Genomic DNA, 20086 nt, shown 5'->3' with positions numbered 1-20086 from the left:
GCTTCGCGACATGACAAAACCTATTTTTTACTGGCATAGAGCCTTTCGCTCTCTTCCAGCCTCTCCTCTTTTACCCTGGGGTCTAGCTCATAAGCCACAGGTGTTGATTTCCCGAAGGGAACCCATGCTTTTTTATGAACAGTCCGGCGTAAAGGATTATAGGTAGCCAGCCCAAAGAAGGAGAGAAAGAGGGCGAAAAATATGATCGATACCCAGAGGCCTTTATATCCCATAAAATTGATGAAGACGGGACTGATCAGAGGCCCGATGACAGCGCCGCCACCGTATGCCAAAACCAAAATTCCTGTTGCTGAGGTCAGGGCATTTTGCGACAGGCGATCGCACACTTGCGCCACGCTGATAGGGTATAGAGTGAAAGTTAAGCCCCCCGCCACAAAAGCGCATAAATAGGCCAACCAGGCAACAGACGGATAGAGAACCAGTAAAAGGCAGGGCACTACACTTGCCGTGCTCATACCAAAAAGCACCCATCGTCTATCGTAGGCATCTGACAACTTACCGAGAGGCCATTGAAAGGCCATGCCTCCAAATATCGTCAGACTCACCAGCCAGGAGACTTGGAGGTTAAATTCCTGCCCAAAATTTGCCGTGAAAGCATAGATTGACCCTAAAATCATCCCTGACACGAGTGTCCCCATAAATCCGAATGGTGAGTGGCGATAAAGACCCAGTACATTGAACAGCTCCGGCTCCTTGATGAAAGGAGTCTCCACTTTAGTGGCAGCAAGCGGCAAGATGGAGAGGGTGACAAAAAGAGCATAATAGGCGAAAGGCTGGAGCGTTTTTAAATCGCCCACGTCTAAAAGAAACTGCGAGACTGCCTGCGCTCCATAGAAACAGATCATATATAAGGAAAGCACATCCGCTCTTGTCCTAAGAGAGCTCTTGTCAAGCAGCCAGCTCTCCACCACGATGTAGACACCGGCAATCGCCCCGCCCGCCAAAAAGCGCATCGCGCACCAAAGAGCCGGCGAAAAATAAAGTCCCATGGCGAGACAAGATGCCGTCGAGACCGCGGCGAATACGGCATATGCCCTGATATGCCCGACCCTTAAGATGAATCCTTCCAAAAAAAGGGCTCCAAGAACAAGTCCTAAAGAATAACAAGAGTGCACGAGACCAATCACTTCCTCTCCATAGCCTTGATCCCTCAGCGTCATGCTGATATAGCTATAGAAAAACCCTGTGCCGAAAATAATCAATAAAATAGAAATTAGCGGAGACAGAATTCCCCTAATTTGGAATACGCTGAGCATAGGCAACCTCTTTTGTTTTAAAAGAACGGTTACGCCTTAAAGCCTGCTAGCAGATTTGCCTCCCGTTGCATTTGGGGTCAATATCACCCTAGCATCTAGCCCCTCAAATCGACGGAATCCGAATCCGCTAACAGTCTCTTATAACAAAGGATCCCCCGATTTAGGGTTCTGGTTCTGAGAGGGCCTCGGGACCGAACGATAATAAGTCATCTCATATTTTTAATATTAGGTAACTTACAATCATTCAATCTTAGAGAGCGTTTCTCTTTGCCAAAACCAAATTCTGAGACACTTTCGGTATAGAGCGTTTGGCAGGATCTTTTAGGGGCTTGATATACCGAGAGTGTCTCAAAACTTTGAGATTTTAAGCTCCGCGAAAGCTATATTTTGAGGGCTTTCGGTATATGATCTTAATTATCAGATAGATAAAAAAATGGCGACCGTGTTTTTCTCATATTACCATTTTTTAAATAATTTGTTTCCTGTATACCGATAGACACCAAAAAAATATTTTTTAAACGATCAGACCGATGGGTGCTCCGATGCTCAAACTTATGTGTTTCATCTCCTTAGCTGCTCTCCCTCTCCAGGCCGATGAAGGAAAAGAAATCTCTAAACTGATCGTAACGGGAACTGCCGAGATAAAAAAAGCGCCTGACATGGTATCGGTCAGCATCGGCGTTGAAGAAGAAGACAAATATGCCGATGTAGCGATGAAAAAGACGGCTGCCAAAATTGAAGCTGTCATCGCGGGTATCAAAGCCGGTGCAGGAGAGGAGACAACTTATTCGACAGACACTGTCTCCCTCTACCCCGTCTACGAAACCATCGATCCTAAAAAACCAAAACCACCGTTAACTGTCGCCTACCGCGCAACAAGCACTTTGACGGTACGAACATCAGATCTCAAATCGGTAGGAAAGCTTATCGATTCAGCAGCAAAAGCCGGCGCAAACAGGATCGAAAGCCTTGTTTTTTCTCTGAAAGACAATAAAGAGGCGGAGCAGGAAGCCCTCTCTCTGGCCGCAGAGAACGCTCTGAATACAGCCGCCACTCTAGCCAAAGCCTCTTCTGTTAAGATCAAAAAACCGCTGCTGATCCAGCAGGAATCGGGCATTGCCCCCGTCAGGTTTAAGACAGCCCTGTATATGGCCCGGGATGCCGGCGAGAGCTCCATGCCGATAGAGCCTGGTTCGGTCAGCGTATCGGCACAAGTGGGCATCACATTCGAGATCGATTAAAATCTCTTAAGCCAATCCTATCTCTTTGCAGAGGTAGACGTCCTGAATGGCATGAAAAAGCTGTACCCCTTCCTTCATAGGTCTTTGGAAGGTCTTTCTGCCGCTAATCAGACCGATACCACCGGCCCTCTTATTGATGACAGCTGTTTTAACGGCATCATGCAGGTCATTTTTTCCCGACTCCCCACCGGAGTTGATCAGGCCGACTCGCGTAGTATTGAGCACCTGATAGCGGCAGAGGTCGATGGGATTGTCTTCGATGTCACAGAGGTCGGAATACATCTTCTCAGACCATTTGCCATACCCTTTGTTGAGTTGGTTCATCGCCTTGTAGCCGCCGTTAACGAGAGGAAGCTTCTGTTTGACGATATCAGCGCCGATGCACTGGCCTAAGTGATTTGCCTGTCCTGTCAAGTCGGCGGAGAGGTGGTAGTCAGTACCGTCAATTTTGAAGGCCGGGTTGCGCAGGTAACACCACAAGATGGTAGCCAACCCCAGCTCATGGGCCATTTCAAAGGCTTCGCTAATCTCCTGGATCTGGTGGTGGCTCTCCTGGGAACCGAAGTAGATGGTTGCCCCTACCGCTTTAGCGCCCATGTCATAAGCTCTTTTGACCGAAGTAAAAAGGATCTGATCGTGGGTGTTGGGAAAAGAGAGGAGCTCATTGTGGTTGATCTTGAGGATGAAGGGAATCTTGTGGGCATATTTTCTTGCCACCATCCCTAAAACTCCCAGAGTAGACGCAACGCCATTGCAGCCGGCCTCGACAGCCAGCCTGACAATGTTTTCAGGGTCGAAATAGAGGGGGTTGGGGGCGAAGGAAGCGCCAGCCGAGTGCTCGATCCCCTGATCGACCGGAAGAATGGAGAGATAGCCTGTATCTTTCAGGCGCCCGTGGCCAAAAAGGGCTTCGAGTGACCCCAGAACACGGTTGTTACGGTCGCTGTCTTTGAAAATACGGTCGACCCAGTTCGGTCCGGGCTCCGGAAGCTGTTCCTTACGGATCTTTGTGCAGCGATAGTCGAGAAGCTCTTCAGCCTCTTTTCCGAGAAGGGATTGGATGTCTTTATAGGATAACTCTGATTTCAGCTGAGCGAATGTCTGCATGCCTTTAGCCTCGGGGAATGGAATTTTTCTTCCCCCATCCTAATGCTATCGTTTTTTTTTCGCGAGACTCTCTTTTAATTATAAGAACTGGCTAGCTAATTCGGATAACATCGATTTCACATTTCCTGAGCAAAAAATTTACATCCTATATTCTTCTCGGCTAATTTCACCCAGTAAAAAACGCACTTCTCTAAGCATCCTGTTAATATTGATCTCAGGATACCCCCCAAAACTTTGCGCTACAGGATCCTTCTTATCCAGAGCATCCACATGGGGCATAATCTCATTTCTGAGCTTCAGTAATTCTTCTTTGGCACTTCCTAGGGCTTGTCTTTGATCCGCAGAAAGCTCAGAACTGTTGTAATCATCCACTATCCTGAAGTCTGTGTTCTCAGTTGCTTTCGATGCCGCCCTCAGAGGTTCACCTGATTTGGGGTCCACCGTATTGTCATTATTATAAAATACTCTAAGGTTTTGATTGATCAACTCACTCCTTATCTCAGCAACCTTGTTATTGGCACTCATGATATTCGTCAAAGGCTGCAACAATTCCTCTCCAGAGTGTTCCACAAGGTAACAATAAGCTTTTGTAAATCCCTGATCATAAATAGCCGCATCATCAGCATCGTACTTCCTCATCAACGTATTGGTACCAAATCCCGAAGCATTGGCACTATTGAGAATTCCGATCATGTCCTGACTAGTTTTTGTGGAGGCGTCTTTCACAAAAAAATCTATATCCCCTTTGACAACAGCTGACATTGACGCTTTTCTCGATTGATAAATTTCATCCTTAAGTTTGGCAATGACCGTTGTAAATTCTTGTTTCACGTCTTGTAACGCTTTAACATCAGCGTCTTTGTTAAGACCTTTGATTACTGCCATATCATCGTCAATCGCTTCCAGCTTTGCATGTAACAATTGGAGTTTCTCATTGGCAGGTTTGGAGGAATACAAAATGTTTCCAAGCTTATCTCTGGCAGCGTCGGCCTTAAAGCCCACGGGATCACTTGTTGCAGCTGTGTAAGCCTGTGCAGCGATGTCATCATCTGATAGAACTTTGGACTTAGGTCTTTCAGGGGCTTGCTGTCGTTCAACGTCAGCACCCCCTTTGCCTCCACCGGAAATCAATTTTTGAATTTCACTCTCGCATCTTTCTATATCGCCTTGAAGGGTTGCCTTTTCGCCTGCCTTGTCTGGATTGTGCTTATTCCAATTTTGCAAACCGACTTTCATAAGAGTCGACCGGCTCTTGAGCTCACTTATCTTTTGCTCGGTCGATTTATCGGGAGAATTGACAATCTTATCAATATTGGCGTTCCACGCCTTGTGTAAAGCCTCTCCTGAAGGCAGTGGTGGAGGCTTTATAGTGGGCATCCTGGCCTCCAGCGGAAGCAGCTTTTTCTGCTGTTCTATTGCCTGCCCAATCCCCTGCTTCATCTGATCCAGCGCTGCTCTTCCATTCTCACCCAAGGGGGCGCCGCTATCCAATTGCTGCTGAATGCGAGCCGACAGTTTTTCAAACTCGGCAATTTTTTCTTTCGGGGACCCCTCCCCCGTCTTTACTTTGACAAAATCCTCCATGTATTTTTCGGTAAGGGCTTTTGCCACGGTGCCTAAACCTTCCGCGTTTACAGCAACTTTTGCTTTGCCTTGCTGCATCACCTTTTTATTTGTCTCAAGCTCTATCGTTTTTCCAATCACACCCTTAAGCTGCTCAAGCGTTTTTCTTCCCTCGGGCGCCATATTGACGTGGGGACTATTCAATTGCGTGTCAATACGAGCCGACAACTCCTGAAAATGTTTGATTTTTTCATCGGGAGATCCTCTTCCCATATTCACTTTCGCAAATTCATCCATGTATTTTTCTCCCAGAGACTTTGCCACATCTCCCAGGGAATTGGCATTTTTTGCTGCACTGGCTTTTCCCTGCTGAATTGCTTTCATGCTCGCTTCTTTCATCTGCGCTTCCTGGGCTCGCGCCTCATGGAAATCGTTGACTTTCGCTTCACTTTTCAGCTGCTTGACCAGCATCGGAACTGTAATGGCCAGCTGGATCTTGGCGTTTGCCTGCTGTCCTTTAGCACTAAAATTCGGGTTATGTTTTACCTCTTGCAACCTGGCCTGCAACATCCCGATTCTTTCCTGCCGCTCCTCGTGGTTCATTTTCATGAACTGCTGAACCATTTCATTGGTCATCATCTCAAATTTTACAGGCTTATCTTTTCCTAGAAGTCCCACCGTTACTTGGCGCCCCTCCATGGCGCCGGCTTGCGTTGAACGGTCAACGCCCGCTTCGCGCTCAATGGCTCCGGCAAGTCTGTCAAAATTCACCGCTGCATTGGATCTTGCAGCACCGGCAGATTCCAAGGACATACACTCCCCCGAAAACAACTATATATTTTAATTTTAGCAGAATATATAATTTGTTTTCATTTTATATAACTAGAATTATACAACCTTTGTTTTAATATATTAGCTTAACAGAATTAAACACTTAATATTTACGATCTAAAGATCGCTCCTCCCCCACCTAACCCGGCACATTTCATTGACAATAAGGCTTGCATCCTTCATAAAATGGTAGGTTGGCACTCCCGTTTTTGTCATCTGGGCGAACTCACCGAGTTTCTGCCGATTCCATTCGTTGTAACGCTTGACCGTTACTTGAAATCAGCAGGGGATTTTTGCAGAAAAGACGCTTGCTTGAGTTCTTGTCGTTGCGAGCATAACAAAAACAATTTTGATGCATTCCAGCATCATCTTGTAAGGAATAGGCGAAATCCAGGTGACAGACGGTACTGCGGGCAGCTACCTGGCAAAAAATCAAATAAACCATGTGCTAGGATCGTGCCTTTTAAGAAAATCGACACTCAAATTCAATAATACCTAACACTAGCGAATTGTATGCATACTCAATATATCATTGCCTTTTCTCTCTATTTCGCCGTGATTTTACTGATCGGTATTTTTGCCCACCGGCAGCAAAATACCGCACAAGATTTTATCATGGGGGGACGTTCTCTTAGCTTTTGGGTAACGGCATTCTCTGCGCATGCAAGCGACATGAGCGCCTGGCTTTTCATGGCTTTCCCTGCAGCCATCTACCTTGGAGGCATGCCTGCGCTCTGGATCGCACTAGGCTTGATACTTGGCATGTTTTTAAACTGGCAGTTTTTTTAAACTGGAATTTTATCGCCACAAAACTAAGGGTTGAAACGGAAAAGCGCGGCTGCAGCACCTTATCAACATTCCTTGAAAGCCGCTTCGACGATAAATCAGGCTTGATACGCATCATCACCGCAACGATCATCATCTTCTTCATGGGGTGCTACCTTGCCGCCAACCTAATCGGCATCGGCACCGTTGTCGAAGCGGTCTTCGGCATCGACTACACCATCGCCATCACTGTTGCCATGTTCGTTGCCATGATCTATTCGTTTGTCGGAGGTTACTACACTGTCGCCAAGGTCGATCAGTTCCAGGCGCTGTTCCTCCTCTTTGCCATCTTCCTCGTGCCGTTGATCACCTACACACACATGCCCGGAGGCTTTCAACAGGTCAGCAAAGTAGCCCGCGACAACGCCATCCCCATGACCCTGATCGGGGACTCCTCCTGGGAAAGTATTCGTTCAATTATCTTCCTGGCTATGGGCTGGGGACTCGGCTATTTTGGACAGCCTCACATCGTCACTAAGTTCATGGGCATCAAATCACCGGCTGAACTGGTCAAATCCAAATGGGTCGGGATGACATGGCAAGTGCTGGCTCTTGGCTTTGCAGCCATCGTCGGCTTTATCGGCATCGGCTTCTTCAATGCCTCCCTCTACGACCCCCAGCTTGTGTTTGTGGTGATGGTGAAAGAGCTTTTTAACCCGCTGATCGGTGGATTCATCCTCTGTGGCCTCATCGCCGCAACCCTCTCTACCATGGACTCCCAGATCATCGTCTCCGCTTCGGTCATCAGCGAGGACTTTTGGAAGTATTTTGTGAAAAAACACGCATCCGACAAAGAGCTGATATGGGTTTCGAGACTTAGCGTCGTCGCCCTCTCTTTCTTTTCCATCTACTTGGCCTACTCCAAAAATTCCACTGTGGAGAAAGCGGTTCTTTACGCTTGGTCGGGACTCGGATGCTCATTCGGTCCGGCCATCATCATGGCCCTCTACGACAAAAAGGCAAACCGCCACGGCGCGATAGCCGGCATCGCCATCGGCGGCCTGATCGCAGGATTTTGGCCCTCCATCTTGCCCTACATCTCCAGCTTTGATATCCCCTCGATGATTCCCGGCTTTTTCGCCTCCATCCTGACAATCTATCTGGTATCGAGAGCCTACGCGCCCAAAGTCGTGGCCTAGCAACATTTAGGCTCCTCTGGCTTAGAGGGGCTTAACTATTCACGGAATTGATGCTTTTATCAACTAATCAGCTTTGAAGATTAGAATCTGTCTAAATTACTTGCGACATAAGAGACAGGAGATTCAAGGCATGCCTCGAATCTCCGATTAGAAAAGTGGCTTATTTGCCCTTGTGGGATTGAATATAGGTTACGGCATCACCTACAGTCTTCAGCTTCTCCGCTGCTTCCTGTGGGATTTCCCAGCCAAAACGCTCTTCGAAAGTCATGATGAGCTCAGTAAGATCGAGTGAGTCTGCGTTCAAATCCTCAACGAAGGACTTGTCATGCTTGACCTCATCCTTATCAACGCCAAGCTGTTCGACGATGATGTCGATCACTTCTTGTTCAATATTTGCCATACGTTTCCTTGATTGCTGGTTATTGTAATTTTACATGTGCAGGCCGCCATCGACAGTGAAGACTTGGCCGGTGATGTAACCTGCCGACGGGGAGGCTAAAAATAGCACCATATCCGCTATCTCCTCGGGACGTCCCATCCGTCCGAGGGGCACTTGCTTGGACACTTCGCTCAACTGCCCGTCATTTAAAGCCCCGGTCATCTTCGTCTCGATATAGCCCGGCGCTACGACATTAGCCAAAATCCCTCGCGGGGCAAGCTCTTTGGCAAGCGATTTAGTGAAACCGATCATCGCAGCCTTGGACGCTGCATAATTGGTCTGCCCCGGATTACCCATGATCCCTACGATGCTACTGATGTTGATGATGCGACCGCTTCTCTCTTTCATCATAGGCCGGGCAAGAGCCTGGCATAAGTTATAGCAAGATTTGACATTAATATCCATCACGCTATCCCAGTCCTCTTCGGACATCCGCATGATCAAGCCGTCTTTGGTAATACCGGCGTTGTTAACTAAAATATCGACCCTCTTGAACTTCTCCAGAATAGACTTGATGGTGGCATCAACCTCTTCCTTTTTGCCGACATTGGCTTTAAAAAAATGAACGTCAGCACCCGGAACTTGCTCCATTATGGACTGTACAGCGGATTCCCCTCTTCCCGCATCGGTCCCGATGACCAAGGTCGTTGCTCCCTGCTTTGCGAAAGCACCGGCAATCGCCAAGCCAATACCCGAAGTTCCGCCTGTGACCAGCGCGATTTTATCTTTAAAGTCGTGCATGTTGATGCCCCTGTTCCTATTGGTATGCTGCTAGCTGTTCAAGATCTTTGACATTTTCAATGCTGATGGTCGGTGCTTTCACCCCGATCCGTTTGTTGAAGCCGGCCAATGTCTTGCCCGGGCCCATCTCGATGTAGAGATCCACGCCCATATCCTCCATCTTGCGGATCGATTGCTCCCAGCGCACAGGACTCGTTACCTGCCTGATCAAGTTGGTGCGGATCTTGTCGAGACTCTCTTCTTTATCGCCTGTGACGTTCATGATTAAGTCAGCTCCTCCTCTGCGCAGGGAGAGTGACAAAATATGCGGTTTTAGCCGCTCTTCTGCCGAGCGCATCAGCCCGCTGTGGAAAGCTCCATAGACCTGAAGCGGCAACACTCTCTTCGCTCCCCTTTCTTTGGCCAGCGCAGATCCGGCCTCTACGCCGCGAAGGGTTCCTGAGATAACAACTTGCCCAGGACAGTTGAAATTGGCCGCAAAAAGCTCATCCGGCATAGCCAAATCTTCCACAATCTCTGTTACTTCCTCGCCCGACAGTCCCAGGACAACTGCCATCGTCCCTTTAGTCTCTTCGCAGGCATCGTTCATATATTTGCCGCGTTTTTCGACTACAAGAAGGCAATCCTCAAACGAAACAGAGGAGATAGACGCCAGTGCCGTATACTCCCCAAGGCTTAAGCCCCCGGCAACGGCCGGTTTTAGCGCAGGCATCTGGTCGTGTACAAGACGCAAGAGTGCTGCCGATACTATAAAGATACCGGTTTGGCTGTTAACGGTCTTCGTCAGTATATCTTCTGGCCCTCTCAGGATAATGTCTGAGATATTTCTACCCAAAAGGTCGTCGGCTTCTTCAAAAGTCTCGCGAACCACCGGAAAGCTTTCAAAAAAATCTTTTCCCATTCCAGGGTATTGCGCTCCCTGTCCGGGAAACAGGAAGGCTATTTTGTGAGGTTTGCTCATTAATTGGCTCCGCTATCTATAGTTCATTCTCAGGACGACCACTACTTCTGTTCGTATACATTCTCTAAGAGGGCAGCCCCGAACGTCAGGCCGGCGCCAAATGCTGTCAGCGCGATGATATCCCCCTCTTTCAGTGGGCGTTTGTTCAATAGGTCATTTAAGGCAAGACCGATGGAGGAGGCGCTCGTGTTGGCCCACTTCTCGACGGTTACCCATACTTTTTCTTCAGGAAACTGCATATTCTTGACGATAGAATCAATAATGCGGACATTGGCCTGGTGCGGGATGAGATAAGCGATCTGTTCTTTGGCAATTCCGCTCTTTTGCAGGCACTCCTCTAAGACTTTGTTCATCCGGCGCACCGCGTGCTTGAACACTTCCTTCCCCTCTAGGGTGATCATATGTTTCTTTTCCCTGACGGTGGTCTCATCCGCAGTTTGGCGGGCCCCTCCTGCAGGAATCATGATCAAGTTATACCCGCTTCCATCGGTCCCGAGGACAATCTCTCCAATTTTAAGACCTGTCCCTCCCTCTTCAATAATGCAGGCAGTGGCGCCATCGCCGAAAAGAACACAGGAAGCACGGTCTTCAAAATTTAAGAAAGAGGACATTTTTTCAGTCGCGACAAAGAGAATCCGCTTAAAAACACCCGACTCGATGTAGGCCTTAGCCACCGAAAGCCCAAATACATAGCCGGAGCAGGCAGCCCCTATATCGAATGCCGGACAGAGTGCGGCAAGCTCCTTTTGAACTAAAACCGCTGTCGAAGGAGAAATGTAATCGGGTGTCATGGTCGCGACGATGATCGCGTCAAGATCTGACGCGGCTATTCCGGCCTTGGCAAGCGCCTCCCTAGCGGCTTTAGCGCCCATAGTCGAGGGATATTCATCTTGGGCAGCGATGCGCCTTTCACGAATCCCCGTCCTCTGAACTATCCACTCATCGGTCGTGTCGACAACCTTCTCAAGGTCTTTATTCGTCACCACCTTTTCTGGAATATACGATCCGATGGAACGGATGACCGCAGCCTTTTTTATTGCCATACGCCTCGTCGGTAATGCAGACATCTCATGAGTTGACGATCTGATTTTTCGCCAACCACACCACAAACCCACCCTAATAAATTTTGTATCGACCGATTGTTCCCAAGAACCCGCGAGCCGAATAAAAACTTTTTATTGATGCCGGTTCATAAAGTGAACGCCGCTGATTTAAAAAATTAAATAGGGATCATAGCATATCAGGGAAAAAACAGGAAAGTTCTTTATCCTAAGGAGACTGCCAATAAAAGGAAGAAATCCCTCGCCACTGACTGTTCATGAATTTGCCCCTCGGGCGGCAACCTTCAAGTTAGCTCAATTTGGCAACCATCACCGTAACGTTGTCCCTTGTTCCCCGCTGAAACGCCAGATGAAACAAAACCTCCGCAACATCGGCCGGATCAGTTAAGCCTTCGGCCTGAGAGGCCGCCTGGATTGAGCTGACGACATCAAATAACCCGTCGCAAGCGAGAATCAAATACCTCGACATTCGCTCGTCTGGCTCTATGTCTATTTTGCGAATTTTAGGCCTAGCCGTCACTCCAAGTTCTCCCTGAACACCAAATGATCTGGCTATGGCAAGCTTGCCGTTCACCCTACCATAAATCATCCAGCCGCCGCGGCTGAAAATCCCTTTTTTAAATTCTTCATTAGTCGGTTTTGCGTCTTGACTAAGCTGCCTGGCAACACCCCCTTCTGAGAGAACGGCTCGCGAGCTGCCGGTGTTAGCAACCCAAAGAGCCCCCTTAATTAAAAGGGCAACCACCGCTGTCGATCCACTTAAATAGTACTCTTTCTTAAATTCAGCATTGGCTTTGACAAATGCCAGTTTGAGAGCGTTTGTGATATTTAAATCATCGAGAAGAGGGCTCGCTTTCAGCTCTGCCGTGATAAATCCAGCCAAACGGTTCTTCAAAAAGAGAGAGCAACGCTCATCGCAGTGACCATCAAACACGGCAAAGCACGGAACCTCGATCGCTCCTTCAGGGCGCTCAATCGTGAGCAGCTTAGCCAAGTACTGATTCTCCATGGTATACCGCTCCCCTTTTGCTGAGTAGATAGCGGTTTTGAAGGAATCTAGAAAGAGGGAGCATTTATCAATGGGACCTGGAGAGGTTGGAACCGGAGTACGAACATATCCAGCTAGCGCGTTCATATCCAGCTCAACCGGGGCTAAAATCTTAGTGCGTACCCTATCGACATCCGTTGTCACTTTGAAATCTTTAAGTAATGAACTGGCCTCATAGAAATAGTTAACTAGATGCCATGTTTTTGAAACCCTGTCGGAATCGTGCTCGGTGAGGAGCTGATAGGAAAGCCAAGATTTTTTAAATTCCGCCCAGTGAGGTTTATCACCGTAGAGAACCAGGCAATTGCCCAGAAACGAAGTAATACTTTCATTCAACGGAGAAGGTATGGGTTTCCTCAGCTCCTGGTGAATCTCTTTCCTTTGGGCTTTAAGAACTTCTAAAGGAGAAATGGTTGCCGAGCGCTCCTCAAAACTGAAAAAGAGAGGGTCTCCCCCTCTCTCTCCCATATGATTCAACTCTTCGTCTCCCTCGAGACAAACCATATCGGGGAGTTCATCCTCCTCACCCGCCATTGTACGTTCATGGGTCTCCATAGCAAAGGCACCGGCCCTGAAATCGTCAGAGACCGCTGCTGGAAGAGAAGCGCCCTGCTCCGCCGCTCTTTTCGGCAGAGCCAGATCGATCTCGTCCCGCTCCGTTTTTCTGGCAAGAGGGTTAAAAACAAGCACAACCTCCCTTCCGCTAACGCCTTCCGACCAGAGAAGTCGGATATCATTTGATAAAAGCCCCAAAAAAAGTGTGAACACAGTCAGGGCAATCGCCTGAATGATGCGCAGTGCGCGCGCTAGACCCGCCACCTCTTTTTCATACGACCATTTGACATATTTCCGCCCATTTCTTGCTTCAATGGCCGGCTTATATTCACTGGCCTCTCCCGCGCGTGGCTTAATATCAACTAGACTTACTTCATTATTTAGAAATATTTCTTTCATGAAATCGACAGAATGTTAATTAAACACTCTATACAATAAAAAATAACCGACAAAAAAGCATCGAAAAACAGCTGCTTTATAAAATTTCAAGACTCTTTCGGTATAAATCACCTTTTCAAACGGTTGATGCGGCAACTGCTATAACTGAACGACCATGACCGTGACGTTATCAGTAGTCCCCCTCTCAAACGCCAAGTCAAAGAGATCGCGGGCAGCTACGCTTGGCGAGTGCAAACCTTTGATGTGCTCTACCGCCTCGTCCGAACCGACGACATCGAAGAGACCATCACAAGCAAGGATCAGGCGACGCCTGTTCTCTTGTGCCACGGTGAGATCAAACTTACGGATCTGAGGCCGTGCCGTAACTCCGATGACAACCCGATCGCCAAAAGCTCTCGCGGTCGCCAAGATTCCATTAACGCGGGTTCCAAGAACCCAGCCGCCACGGCTTCGAATCCCTTTAAGGAACTCAGGCTTGGTCGGCTTGGCATCGTTGCTGAGCTGCCTTGCAGTGCCTGCATCATCTAAGACTGCGCGGGCGTCGCCGCTGTTAGCAACCCATAGCGCGTTATTGATAACCAGCGCCACAACCGCTGTCGATCCGCTCATGTTTTTTTCATCTTGGCGTAAGAAAGCGGTGTTAGCTTTGGCAAACGCCATCTTGATGGCATTGGTAATGGTAAGGTCGTTAAGCTCGGCCTGGCTGCTGAGTTCCCGCGCCATATAGCCTGCAAAATTATCTCGAAGGAATTTGGAGCAATCGCTGCCGCCATGGCCATCAAAAACAGCAAAACAAGGCACGTTAACGACCCCTTCAGGCCTTTCCAGAGTAAACAAAGTCGCCAGGTCCTCATCTTCCATCGTATCCCGGATTCCTTGGGCAGACCGCACGCTGACGGCGTAGTCGCCCACCAGATGGTCTTCAACTAAAACCCTGCCAGGTTTTTTTGGGTAATTTGAAATACCGCACGTGTCCGGAGGGATAAAAGAGAGAATTTTATTGCGCACTTTTTCAATATCGACAGCGAGCTTATAGTCTTTCAGTAGCGCGGAAGCCCGATAAAACAACTCCGGCACTTCCCAAGACATTCGTTTCTGGACTCGTGATTTTTCATATGCCGCTTTGAGAGACTCCCAGGCGGGGTGATTTCCATGGACAACCAAACAGTTCTCTATAAAATCAGAAAGTAGAGCCTCGGCTGACTCCTTGGGTGTATCTTGCAGAAGAGCGTAAACCTCTTTTCGCTTATCCAAAAGCCTTGGATAGAGTGGATGCGCCCTGAAATCCACCTCTTCAGTTAGCGAGTCGAGTGCCGCCAAAAGATTTCCTATCCCATACTCTCCCAGACCAAAATCAATATCATTTTTCTCTCCGACTGCGTCGAAATCGTCCTCATCGAAATCAATTCCATCGGATTCCGATCCACTTGAAGAACCCGATGAGCTGTCAATTTCGTCACTGGAATCACTCTTTGATAAATCGTCGGAAGAAGTAGATGACAAATGAGTTGCAACATCCGCCATCACATCTTCTTTGAGAGGCGGAAATTCATCCGGTTGAGATTCGGAACTCGACTGAGAAGATTCCTCGTCCAGTCCATATTCTGAGGATGTTTCTGAATCGAAAACCGGAGCGGAGGGAGGGAGCTCGACCGGATCTTCTTTGCGGAGAGACGGGGCCGGGGTATGCTTTGCCTCCAGGGGAACTGTCGGGTATGGCACTTCCTTAGGCAAAGGGCTTAAGAGCACGATGGTCTCTCTTCCTGAAAGAGCTTGACCCCAAAGTTCCCTCACTCCAGCAGAAACAAGAGCAAGACAGAGTGTAAACAGGGTCCAAGCAATAGCCTCAATGAGCTTGACTACCCGCACCAAGCCGGTAACCGCCCGTTGGCATGACCATTTTCGGTAAGAGCGCCCTTCTCTAGTTTCCACTCCCAGCTCTTCTTTTGAGATCAGCTCCTTTTCGTAAAGAGCCCACTCGTTCCTGGAAGTTAAAATAATTCCGCTCATAAAAACCTACTTTAAAAAAAGACCCACGACGTCCGCTTTGCGATATATATCTCTAGGTGGCTGTCCTAAGACTCAAATCAGTATGCTAATAACCCTATTCGGCAAACAAACCATACGATTTCAATTTCAGGACAGACTCTAAGAACCTGTTAACGGACTCGTTAACAGTCTCTATACCGAAAGTGTCTCAAAATTTGGTTTTTGGCAAAGAGAACGCTTTCGCGATTGAAAGATTGCAAGTCACCTAATATTAGAAATATGAGGTGACTTGCAATCTTTCAATCCCGAGGCTTTCTCAAAGCCAAACCTCAAATTTTGAAACACTTTCGGTATAAAACGAAAACTCTCAAACTTTAAGATTTTGAAGCACTTTCGGTATACATATAATTCATCAAATAATTATAGAGAAGCACCCCTTGCAGCAAAATAAATTCTCAAAAAAAACCAATCGAGGCAAAATCACTCCTTAATCTCAGGAAAACCACGGAAGGCATCCCGGCAGCTCATGAAATACCCACACCATCTCAAATTACTGATCGAATCGTTAAAGAAACTACCGGGTGTCGGCAGTAGAACCGCTGAACGTTTTGCCTTTGAGATGCTGGCATGGTCGGCTGATGATCTAAAAAAAATCTCCCGTCTTCTCGGTGAACTTAAAAACGCAGTGCGCTTTTGCCCTGCATGCGGCTGCCTGATAGAGGAAACTGACTGTCAATTCTGCCAAGAGCAAAGGCTCAAGGAAAAAAAAGTCTGCGTAGTCTCCTCATTTAAGAGCGTCTTGGCGATAGACTCCACCGGTCTTTTCAAAGGCGCATACCACGTCCTCAACCACCTCCTCTCTCCTCTAAGAGGCCAGGGTCCCGACACCTTGGGGATCGAACGGCTTTTAGAACGGATTGAAACACTACAATTCCAAGAAGTTGTCTTGGCCTTCGACTCAACACTGGAGGGCGACGCGACAGCGCTCTATCTTAAAAGAGAGCTTGAGTCGACCGGTGTCAAAGTTTTGCGCCTCGCCACAGGGATCCCCATGGGCAGCTCATTAGATCTCATTGACCAGGCCACCTTATCTAAAGCGCTGATGGGGCGGAGCCAGGTATAAGAGACTGCCCGCAAAAAAACTACGATTGCAGGTTATTGGTAATGTCTAGGGTTGTCTCCTCTCTCAATCCTATAGAAACTGTCCCCAAATTTAAGATTTTAAGACTCTTTCGACATACAACAGAATCTCTCTCCATCAAAAGTGATGTTCAATTTCCGATGAAACAACTTCATTGAAATCGACTCGTAGCTAGGGAGAAATCGTCTGTAACCAGCCATTTCAGTAAGTTTTATCCATGCCAAAAGCACTTCAAAATTAGACAAAGGGGGCTTTGAAAAAGCCTCAAAGGCCCCAAAGATTGTAAGTCATCCCATATTTCTAATATTAGGTGACTTGCAACCTTTGAAGCTCAGGGAGCTTCCTCTTTGCCAAAAGCCAAATTTTGAGACGCTTTCGTTATGATTTAGCCAAACACAAATTCATTGAATCAAAAAAAAATACTGAAGGAATCATATCAGTGGCTCTTTCTTGCAATAATAGGACTATTTTACCTATCATGAAGAGCCTTGCGGACTTTTCACGCAAGCAGGTCTTAACATCAGTGAAAACGAGGGGAGGTTTAAGTCACCCACGAAGGCAGAACTTATACCGAAAATGTCTCAAAATTTGGCTTTTGGCAAAGAGAAAGCTCCCCAAGTTTGTAAGATTGCAAGTCACCTAATATTAGAAATATGAGATGACTTACAATCTTTCGACACCAAAGCTTTCTCAAAGCAAAACCGCGAATTTTGAGTAACTTTCGGTATAATCCGTTAACAGTCTCAAAGACCATCAACTTAAGATCAAACGTTCACAACACGGCATCAATTAGGTTACCTATGCAGCTTCGCTCGATTATACTGTTCCTCTTCACAGCCATAGCCTCTCTTTCTCCCTCCTCCGCAAAGTCGGATAACGTGATCTTTGAAAATCAGCCTGTCGAATCCATCCGGTTTGAAATCGAGAGCGAAAATGGTTCCACCTTCGAGCCGATGGCAAGATCAAAGATGCGCACGAAAGAGGGAACTTTTTTCTCGCAGATCGAATTTGACCAGGACCTGAAAAACCTGTCTAAAGATTTTGACCGCATCGACCCGAGGCTGGAGTCGGTCAACGGCAAACTGAGAATCTCACTTCATCTTCAACCCAAACCCAAAATCAGCTGTATCCGGTTCGACGGCAACTACAAAGTATCGAGCTCCGATCTACTCAAAGAGCTGGATGTCCCGTCCGGATCGATTTTTGACAGACAGACATTCAACAAGTCCTTTCACAAACTCAAAGCTTACTACATCAAACAAGGTTTCTTCGAGGCCCTTCTAAGCTATGAGACATGTGTGGATCCTTGCACCAACGAGGTGGAAATTATCATCCACGTCAATGAAGGCAGGGCCGGAATGATCGAAAAAATCTGTTTCCGCGGCTTCACCGAATGTGAAGAGGATGAGCTGACGGAGATGATGATCACAAAAAAATACACTTTCTTGCTCAGCTTATTCAATGGAGAGGGTACCTACCACGAAGAGGCAATGCAGCAAGACCAGTTCATGATCTTGAATTACCTGCAAAACAAAGGCTATGCTGACGCGCAAGTCAACATCGATGTGCGAGAAGCTAAAGACTGCAACCGTATTGTAGTGATCATCACGGCAGACAGAGGTTGCCCCTATTACTTCGGAAAAATTTCCTTCGAAGGCAACTGCCTCTTTACAGATGAAGAGGTGCTGAGTGTGCTCTGCGTCAGAGAAGGCATGGCTTACGCTCCCGAACGGGTGCGCATCGCGGTCGACAACGTATCCGCTCTCTATGGTAAGAGGGGATATATTGATACGGTCGTCTCCTTTGAGCCGACGCTCGAGCCGGACGCTGCCGCCTACGACATCCATATCAGCATCGACGAAGGTGAGCAATACCGAGTCGGCATGATCAAGATCTTCGGCAATCAGATTACGGAAACAGAAGTCATCCTGCATGAAACATTGCTTGTTCCCGGCGATGTCTTCAATTCCGACAAGCTGAGGAAAACCGAGATGCGCCTCAAAAACATCGGTTACTTCAAAAACGTCAACGTCTATGCCGTCCGCTCGGAAGAGGGTGCCTCCTGTCTTGGAGATAATTACAGAGACGTCCACATCGAAGTAGAAGAAACCTCAACAGGCAATTTCGGTGCTTTCTTTGGCTTCTCGACCGCCGAGAACGTCTTCGGAGGATTTAACATCACCGAGAGGAACTTCAACTCCAAGGGCTTTTTGGCCGGGGAGCAATGCGGAACGTCGCGCTATCGGGGCGGCGGCGAATACGCCCATGCCACCATCCTACTGGGTGGAAAAAGCTCCAAATATCTGATATCGTGGACAAAGCCCCACTTCTGGGACACAAAGTGGAGCGTCGGCTGCGATTTTGAAAAGTCTTACTCACGTTATATCTCAGACGACTACACAATCGTCGCGTCCGGCTATACCATGCATGGTACTTATGATGTTAACGCCTTCGTTAAAACCGGTATTCACTACCGCATCCGCAGATCAGATCTTGAATTACGAAGCCACTGCTCAAAAAAACTGATCGAAGACGCGCATACAGGCATCATTTCGGCAGTAGGATCGAGCTGGATCTATGACTCCACCGACAGCGTGGCCAGACCAACAACTGGTTATAAGTCGAGGGTATTCGGGGAATTTGCAGGTGTCGGGGGAGACTTTACATTTTTAAGCTTGGCCTACTTAAACACCTTCTACTATCCTTTCGACGAAAAGACAATCGTCAAACTCCGATGGGACTTCCGCTTCATTCAACCCCTATGGAGCACCAACTTCCCAGACATACCTCTTGACGAACGCTTCTATCTGGGGGGCGACAGCGAAATCCGCGGCTACAGACCCTATCGTCTCGGTAAAAAGTATTGCAGCGACGAGCCAAAAGGCGGTATCTCGATGCAACTTTTCTCCTGCGAAGTGTCGAGAAGGCTGTGGAAGCGCCTGGATGCCTTCATCTTTGTTGATTCCGGTTATCTTTCCGATGTGAAGTGGAATTTCGGAACTCCATGGACTTCTGCCGGCGGCGGTATCAGGGTGCAGCTGTTTGAAAGCACGCCTCCTCTGACAGTTGGATATGGCTTCCCCTTCAACCCTGAAGACCGGTCTGACGTGAAGCGCTTCTTCATCAGCATTGGCGGAAAATTCTAAATTTTAACAATGATCTTAGAATCGAGGAGATTTCTATGAATAGGTTTGTTTCAACTAAAATAAGAACTGCTTATGTTACGCTTTTTGCCTTAATTGCCCTCGCGGCCACCCCCGCAATGGCTGCCGATCAAGACAGCTACTCCATTAAAAAAGTCGGTTTCGTCAACTTCAAGAGCTGTGTTGAGAACTCAAAAGCCGGCAAGCAAGAGCAGGCCAGCTTCGAGTCTTTGAAAAAGCAAGCCGAGCAGACGATGCAGCAAAGGGAAAAAGAGCTCTCCGAGCTGGCTTCCAAATTGCAAGACCCCGACTACGTAGACAGCTTGTCGAAAGAAGCGGAAGCCGATCTTAAACACAAGTACCGTGCGATGAGCCAGGAGCTGATGCAGCAGCAGCAGCAACTGTACCAGACACTCAGCCAGGCCAACTTCAAAATCATCCAAAAATTAACCGATGAAGTTAACAAAGCTGCAAAAGCAGTTGCCGAAAAAAATGGTCTTGATGCAGTCCTCAATGAAGAAGCCTGCTTCTTCTACTCAAAAAAACTCGACGTCAGCACTCTGATCGTCCAGGAGCTGGACGTTATGTTTGACGCGGAATCAAAGAAATAAATCAAAGGATGCGCC

Annotated in this window: 15 protein-coding genes; 6 read left to right on the top strand and 9 right to left on the bottom strand. The window is 47.8% G+C overall.

Annotated features, from left to right (window positions below; translation table 11 throughout):
- Positions 1 to 20: 20 nt before the first annotated feature.
- Positions 21 to 1277, bottom strand: coding sequence for an MFS transporter (locus ELAC_RS10655; RefSeq protein WP_098039275.1), 1257 nt, complete (start codon positions 1275 to 1277; stop codon positions 21 to 23).
- Between the two features lie 542 nt (positions 1278 to 1819).
- On the opposite strand from ELAC_RS10655, the gene ELAC_RS10650 reads away from it, so the two are divergent.
- A complete protein-coding gene (locus ELAC_RS10650; RefSeq protein WP_158227874.1) occupies positions 1820 to 2518 on the top strand; it encodes an SIMPL domain-containing protein in 699 nt (232 codons plus the stop codon).
- 6 nt (positions 2519 to 2524) lie between these two features.
- On the opposite strand, the gene ELAC_RS10645 is transcribed toward ELAC_RS10650, so the two are convergent.
- Together ELAC_RS10645 and ELAC_RS10640 are read right to left on the bottom strand one after the other, a co-directional pair.
- Entirely contained in the window at positions 2525 to 3625 is a 1101-nt protein-coding gene (locus ELAC_RS10645; protein WP_098039273.1) for a class I fructose-bisphosphate aldolase, read from the bottom strand.
- A 138-nt stretch (positions 3626 to 3763) separates the two neighbouring features.
- Entirely contained in the window at positions 3764 to 6001 is a 2238-nt protein-coding gene (locus ELAC_RS10640; RefSeq protein WP_098039272.1) for a hypothetical protein, read from the bottom strand.
- A gap of 531 nt (positions 6002 to 6532) precedes the next feature.
- On the opposite strand from ELAC_RS10640, the gene ELAC_RS11955 reads away from it, so the two are divergent.
- Together ELAC_RS11955 and ELAC_RS10635 are read left to right on the top strand one after the other, a co-directional pair.
- Positions 6533 to 6808, top strand: coding sequence for a sodium:solute symporter family transporter (locus ELAC_RS11955; protein ID WP_239414520.1), 276 nt, complete (start codon positions 6533 to 6535; stop codon positions 6806 to 6808).
- Positions 6700 to 7983, top strand: a complete 1284-nt coding sequence (locus ELAC_RS10635; RefSeq protein ID WP_239414544.1) for a sodium/proline symporter — start codon at positions 6700 to 6702, stop codon at positions 7981 to 7983. The genes ELAC_RS11955 and ELAC_RS10635 overlap by 109 nt, the downstream gene beginning before the upstream one ends.
- Positions 7984 to 8143: 160 nt before the next feature.
- Here ELAC_RS10635 and acpP read toward each other — a convergent pair whose 3' ends face one another.
- The 6 genes from acpP to ELAC_RS10605 all read right to left on the bottom strand — a co-directional run bounded on the left by acpP (position 8144) and on the right by ELAC_RS10605 (position 15197).
- Positions 8144 to 8383: an acyl carrier protein gene (gene acpP, locus ELAC_RS10630; protein ID WP_098039271.1), complete on the bottom strand. Its 240-nt coding sequence runs from the start codon at positions 8381 to 8383 to the stop codon at positions 8144 to 8146.
- A 30-nt stretch (positions 8384 to 8413) separates the two neighbouring features.
- Positions 8414 to 9163 (bottom strand): 3-oxoacyl-[acyl-carrier-protein] reductase, encoded by a 750-nt coding sequence (gene fabG / locus ELAC_RS10625; protein ID WP_098039270.1) that lies wholly within the window; start codon positions 9161 to 9163, stop codon positions 8414 to 8416.
- A gap of 16 nt (positions 9164 to 9179) precedes the next feature.
- Positions 9180 to 10124 (bottom strand): ACP S-malonyltransferase, encoded by a 945-nt coding sequence (gene fabD, locus ELAC_RS10620; RefSeq protein WP_098039269.1) that lies wholly within the window; start codon positions 10122 to 10124, stop codon positions 9180 to 9182.
- A gap of 41 nt (positions 10125 to 10165) precedes the next feature.
- On the bottom strand, positions 10166 to 11167 hold the full coding sequence (locus ELAC_RS10615; protein WP_098039268.1) for a beta-ketoacyl-ACP synthase III: 1002 nt from the start codon (positions 11165 to 11167) through the stop codon (positions 10166 to 10168).
- 307 nt (positions 11168 to 11474) lie between these two features.
- The gene (locus ELAC_RS10610) at positions 11475 to 13187 is read right to left on the bottom strand and encodes a PP2C family serine/threonine-protein phosphatase (protein WP_098039267.1); all 1713 of its coding nucleotides are present in this window, start codon (positions 13185 to 13187) and stop codon (positions 11475 to 11477) included.
- 138 nt (positions 13188 to 13325) lie between these two features.
- A complete protein-coding gene (locus tag ELAC_RS10605) occupies positions 13326 to 15197 on the bottom strand; it encodes a PP2C family serine/threonine-protein phosphatase (RefSeq protein ID WP_098039266.1) in 1872 nt (623 codons plus the stop codon).
- A 505-nt stretch (positions 15198 to 15702) separates the two neighbouring features.
- On the opposite strand from ELAC_RS10605, the gene recR reads away from it, so the two are divergent.
- The 3 genes from recR to ELAC_RS10590 all read left to right on the top strand — a co-directional run bounded on the left by recR (position 15703) and on the right by ELAC_RS10590 (position 20071).
- A complete protein-coding gene (gene recR / locus ELAC_RS10600; RefSeq protein ID WP_098039265.1) occupies positions 15703 to 16299 on the top strand; it encodes a recombination mediator RecR in 597 nt (198 codons plus the stop codon).
- An 818-nt stretch (positions 16300 to 17117) separates the two neighbouring features.
- Positions 17118 to 19463, top strand: coding sequence for an outer membrane protein assembly factor BamA (gene bamA / locus ELAC_RS10595; RefSeq protein ID WP_098039264.1), 2346 nt, complete (start codon positions 17118 to 17120; stop codon positions 19461 to 19463).
- A gap of 35 nt (positions 19464 to 19498) precedes the next feature.
- On the top strand, positions 19499 to 20071 hold the full coding sequence (locus ELAC_RS10590; RefSeq protein ID WP_098039263.1) for an OmpH/Skp family outer membrane protein: 573 nt from the start codon (positions 19499 to 19501) through the stop codon (positions 20069 to 20071).
- Positions 20072 to 20086 lie beyond the last annotated feature (15 nt).

This window comes from Estrella lausannensis (assembly GCF_900000175.1).
Lineage (GTDB): Bacteria > Chlamydiota > Chlamydiia > Chlamydiales > Criblamydiaceae > Estrella > Estrella lausannensis.
The sequence above is the reverse complement of the archived record's forward strand: the minus strand, read 5'-3'. Positions and strand labels throughout refer to the sequence as shown.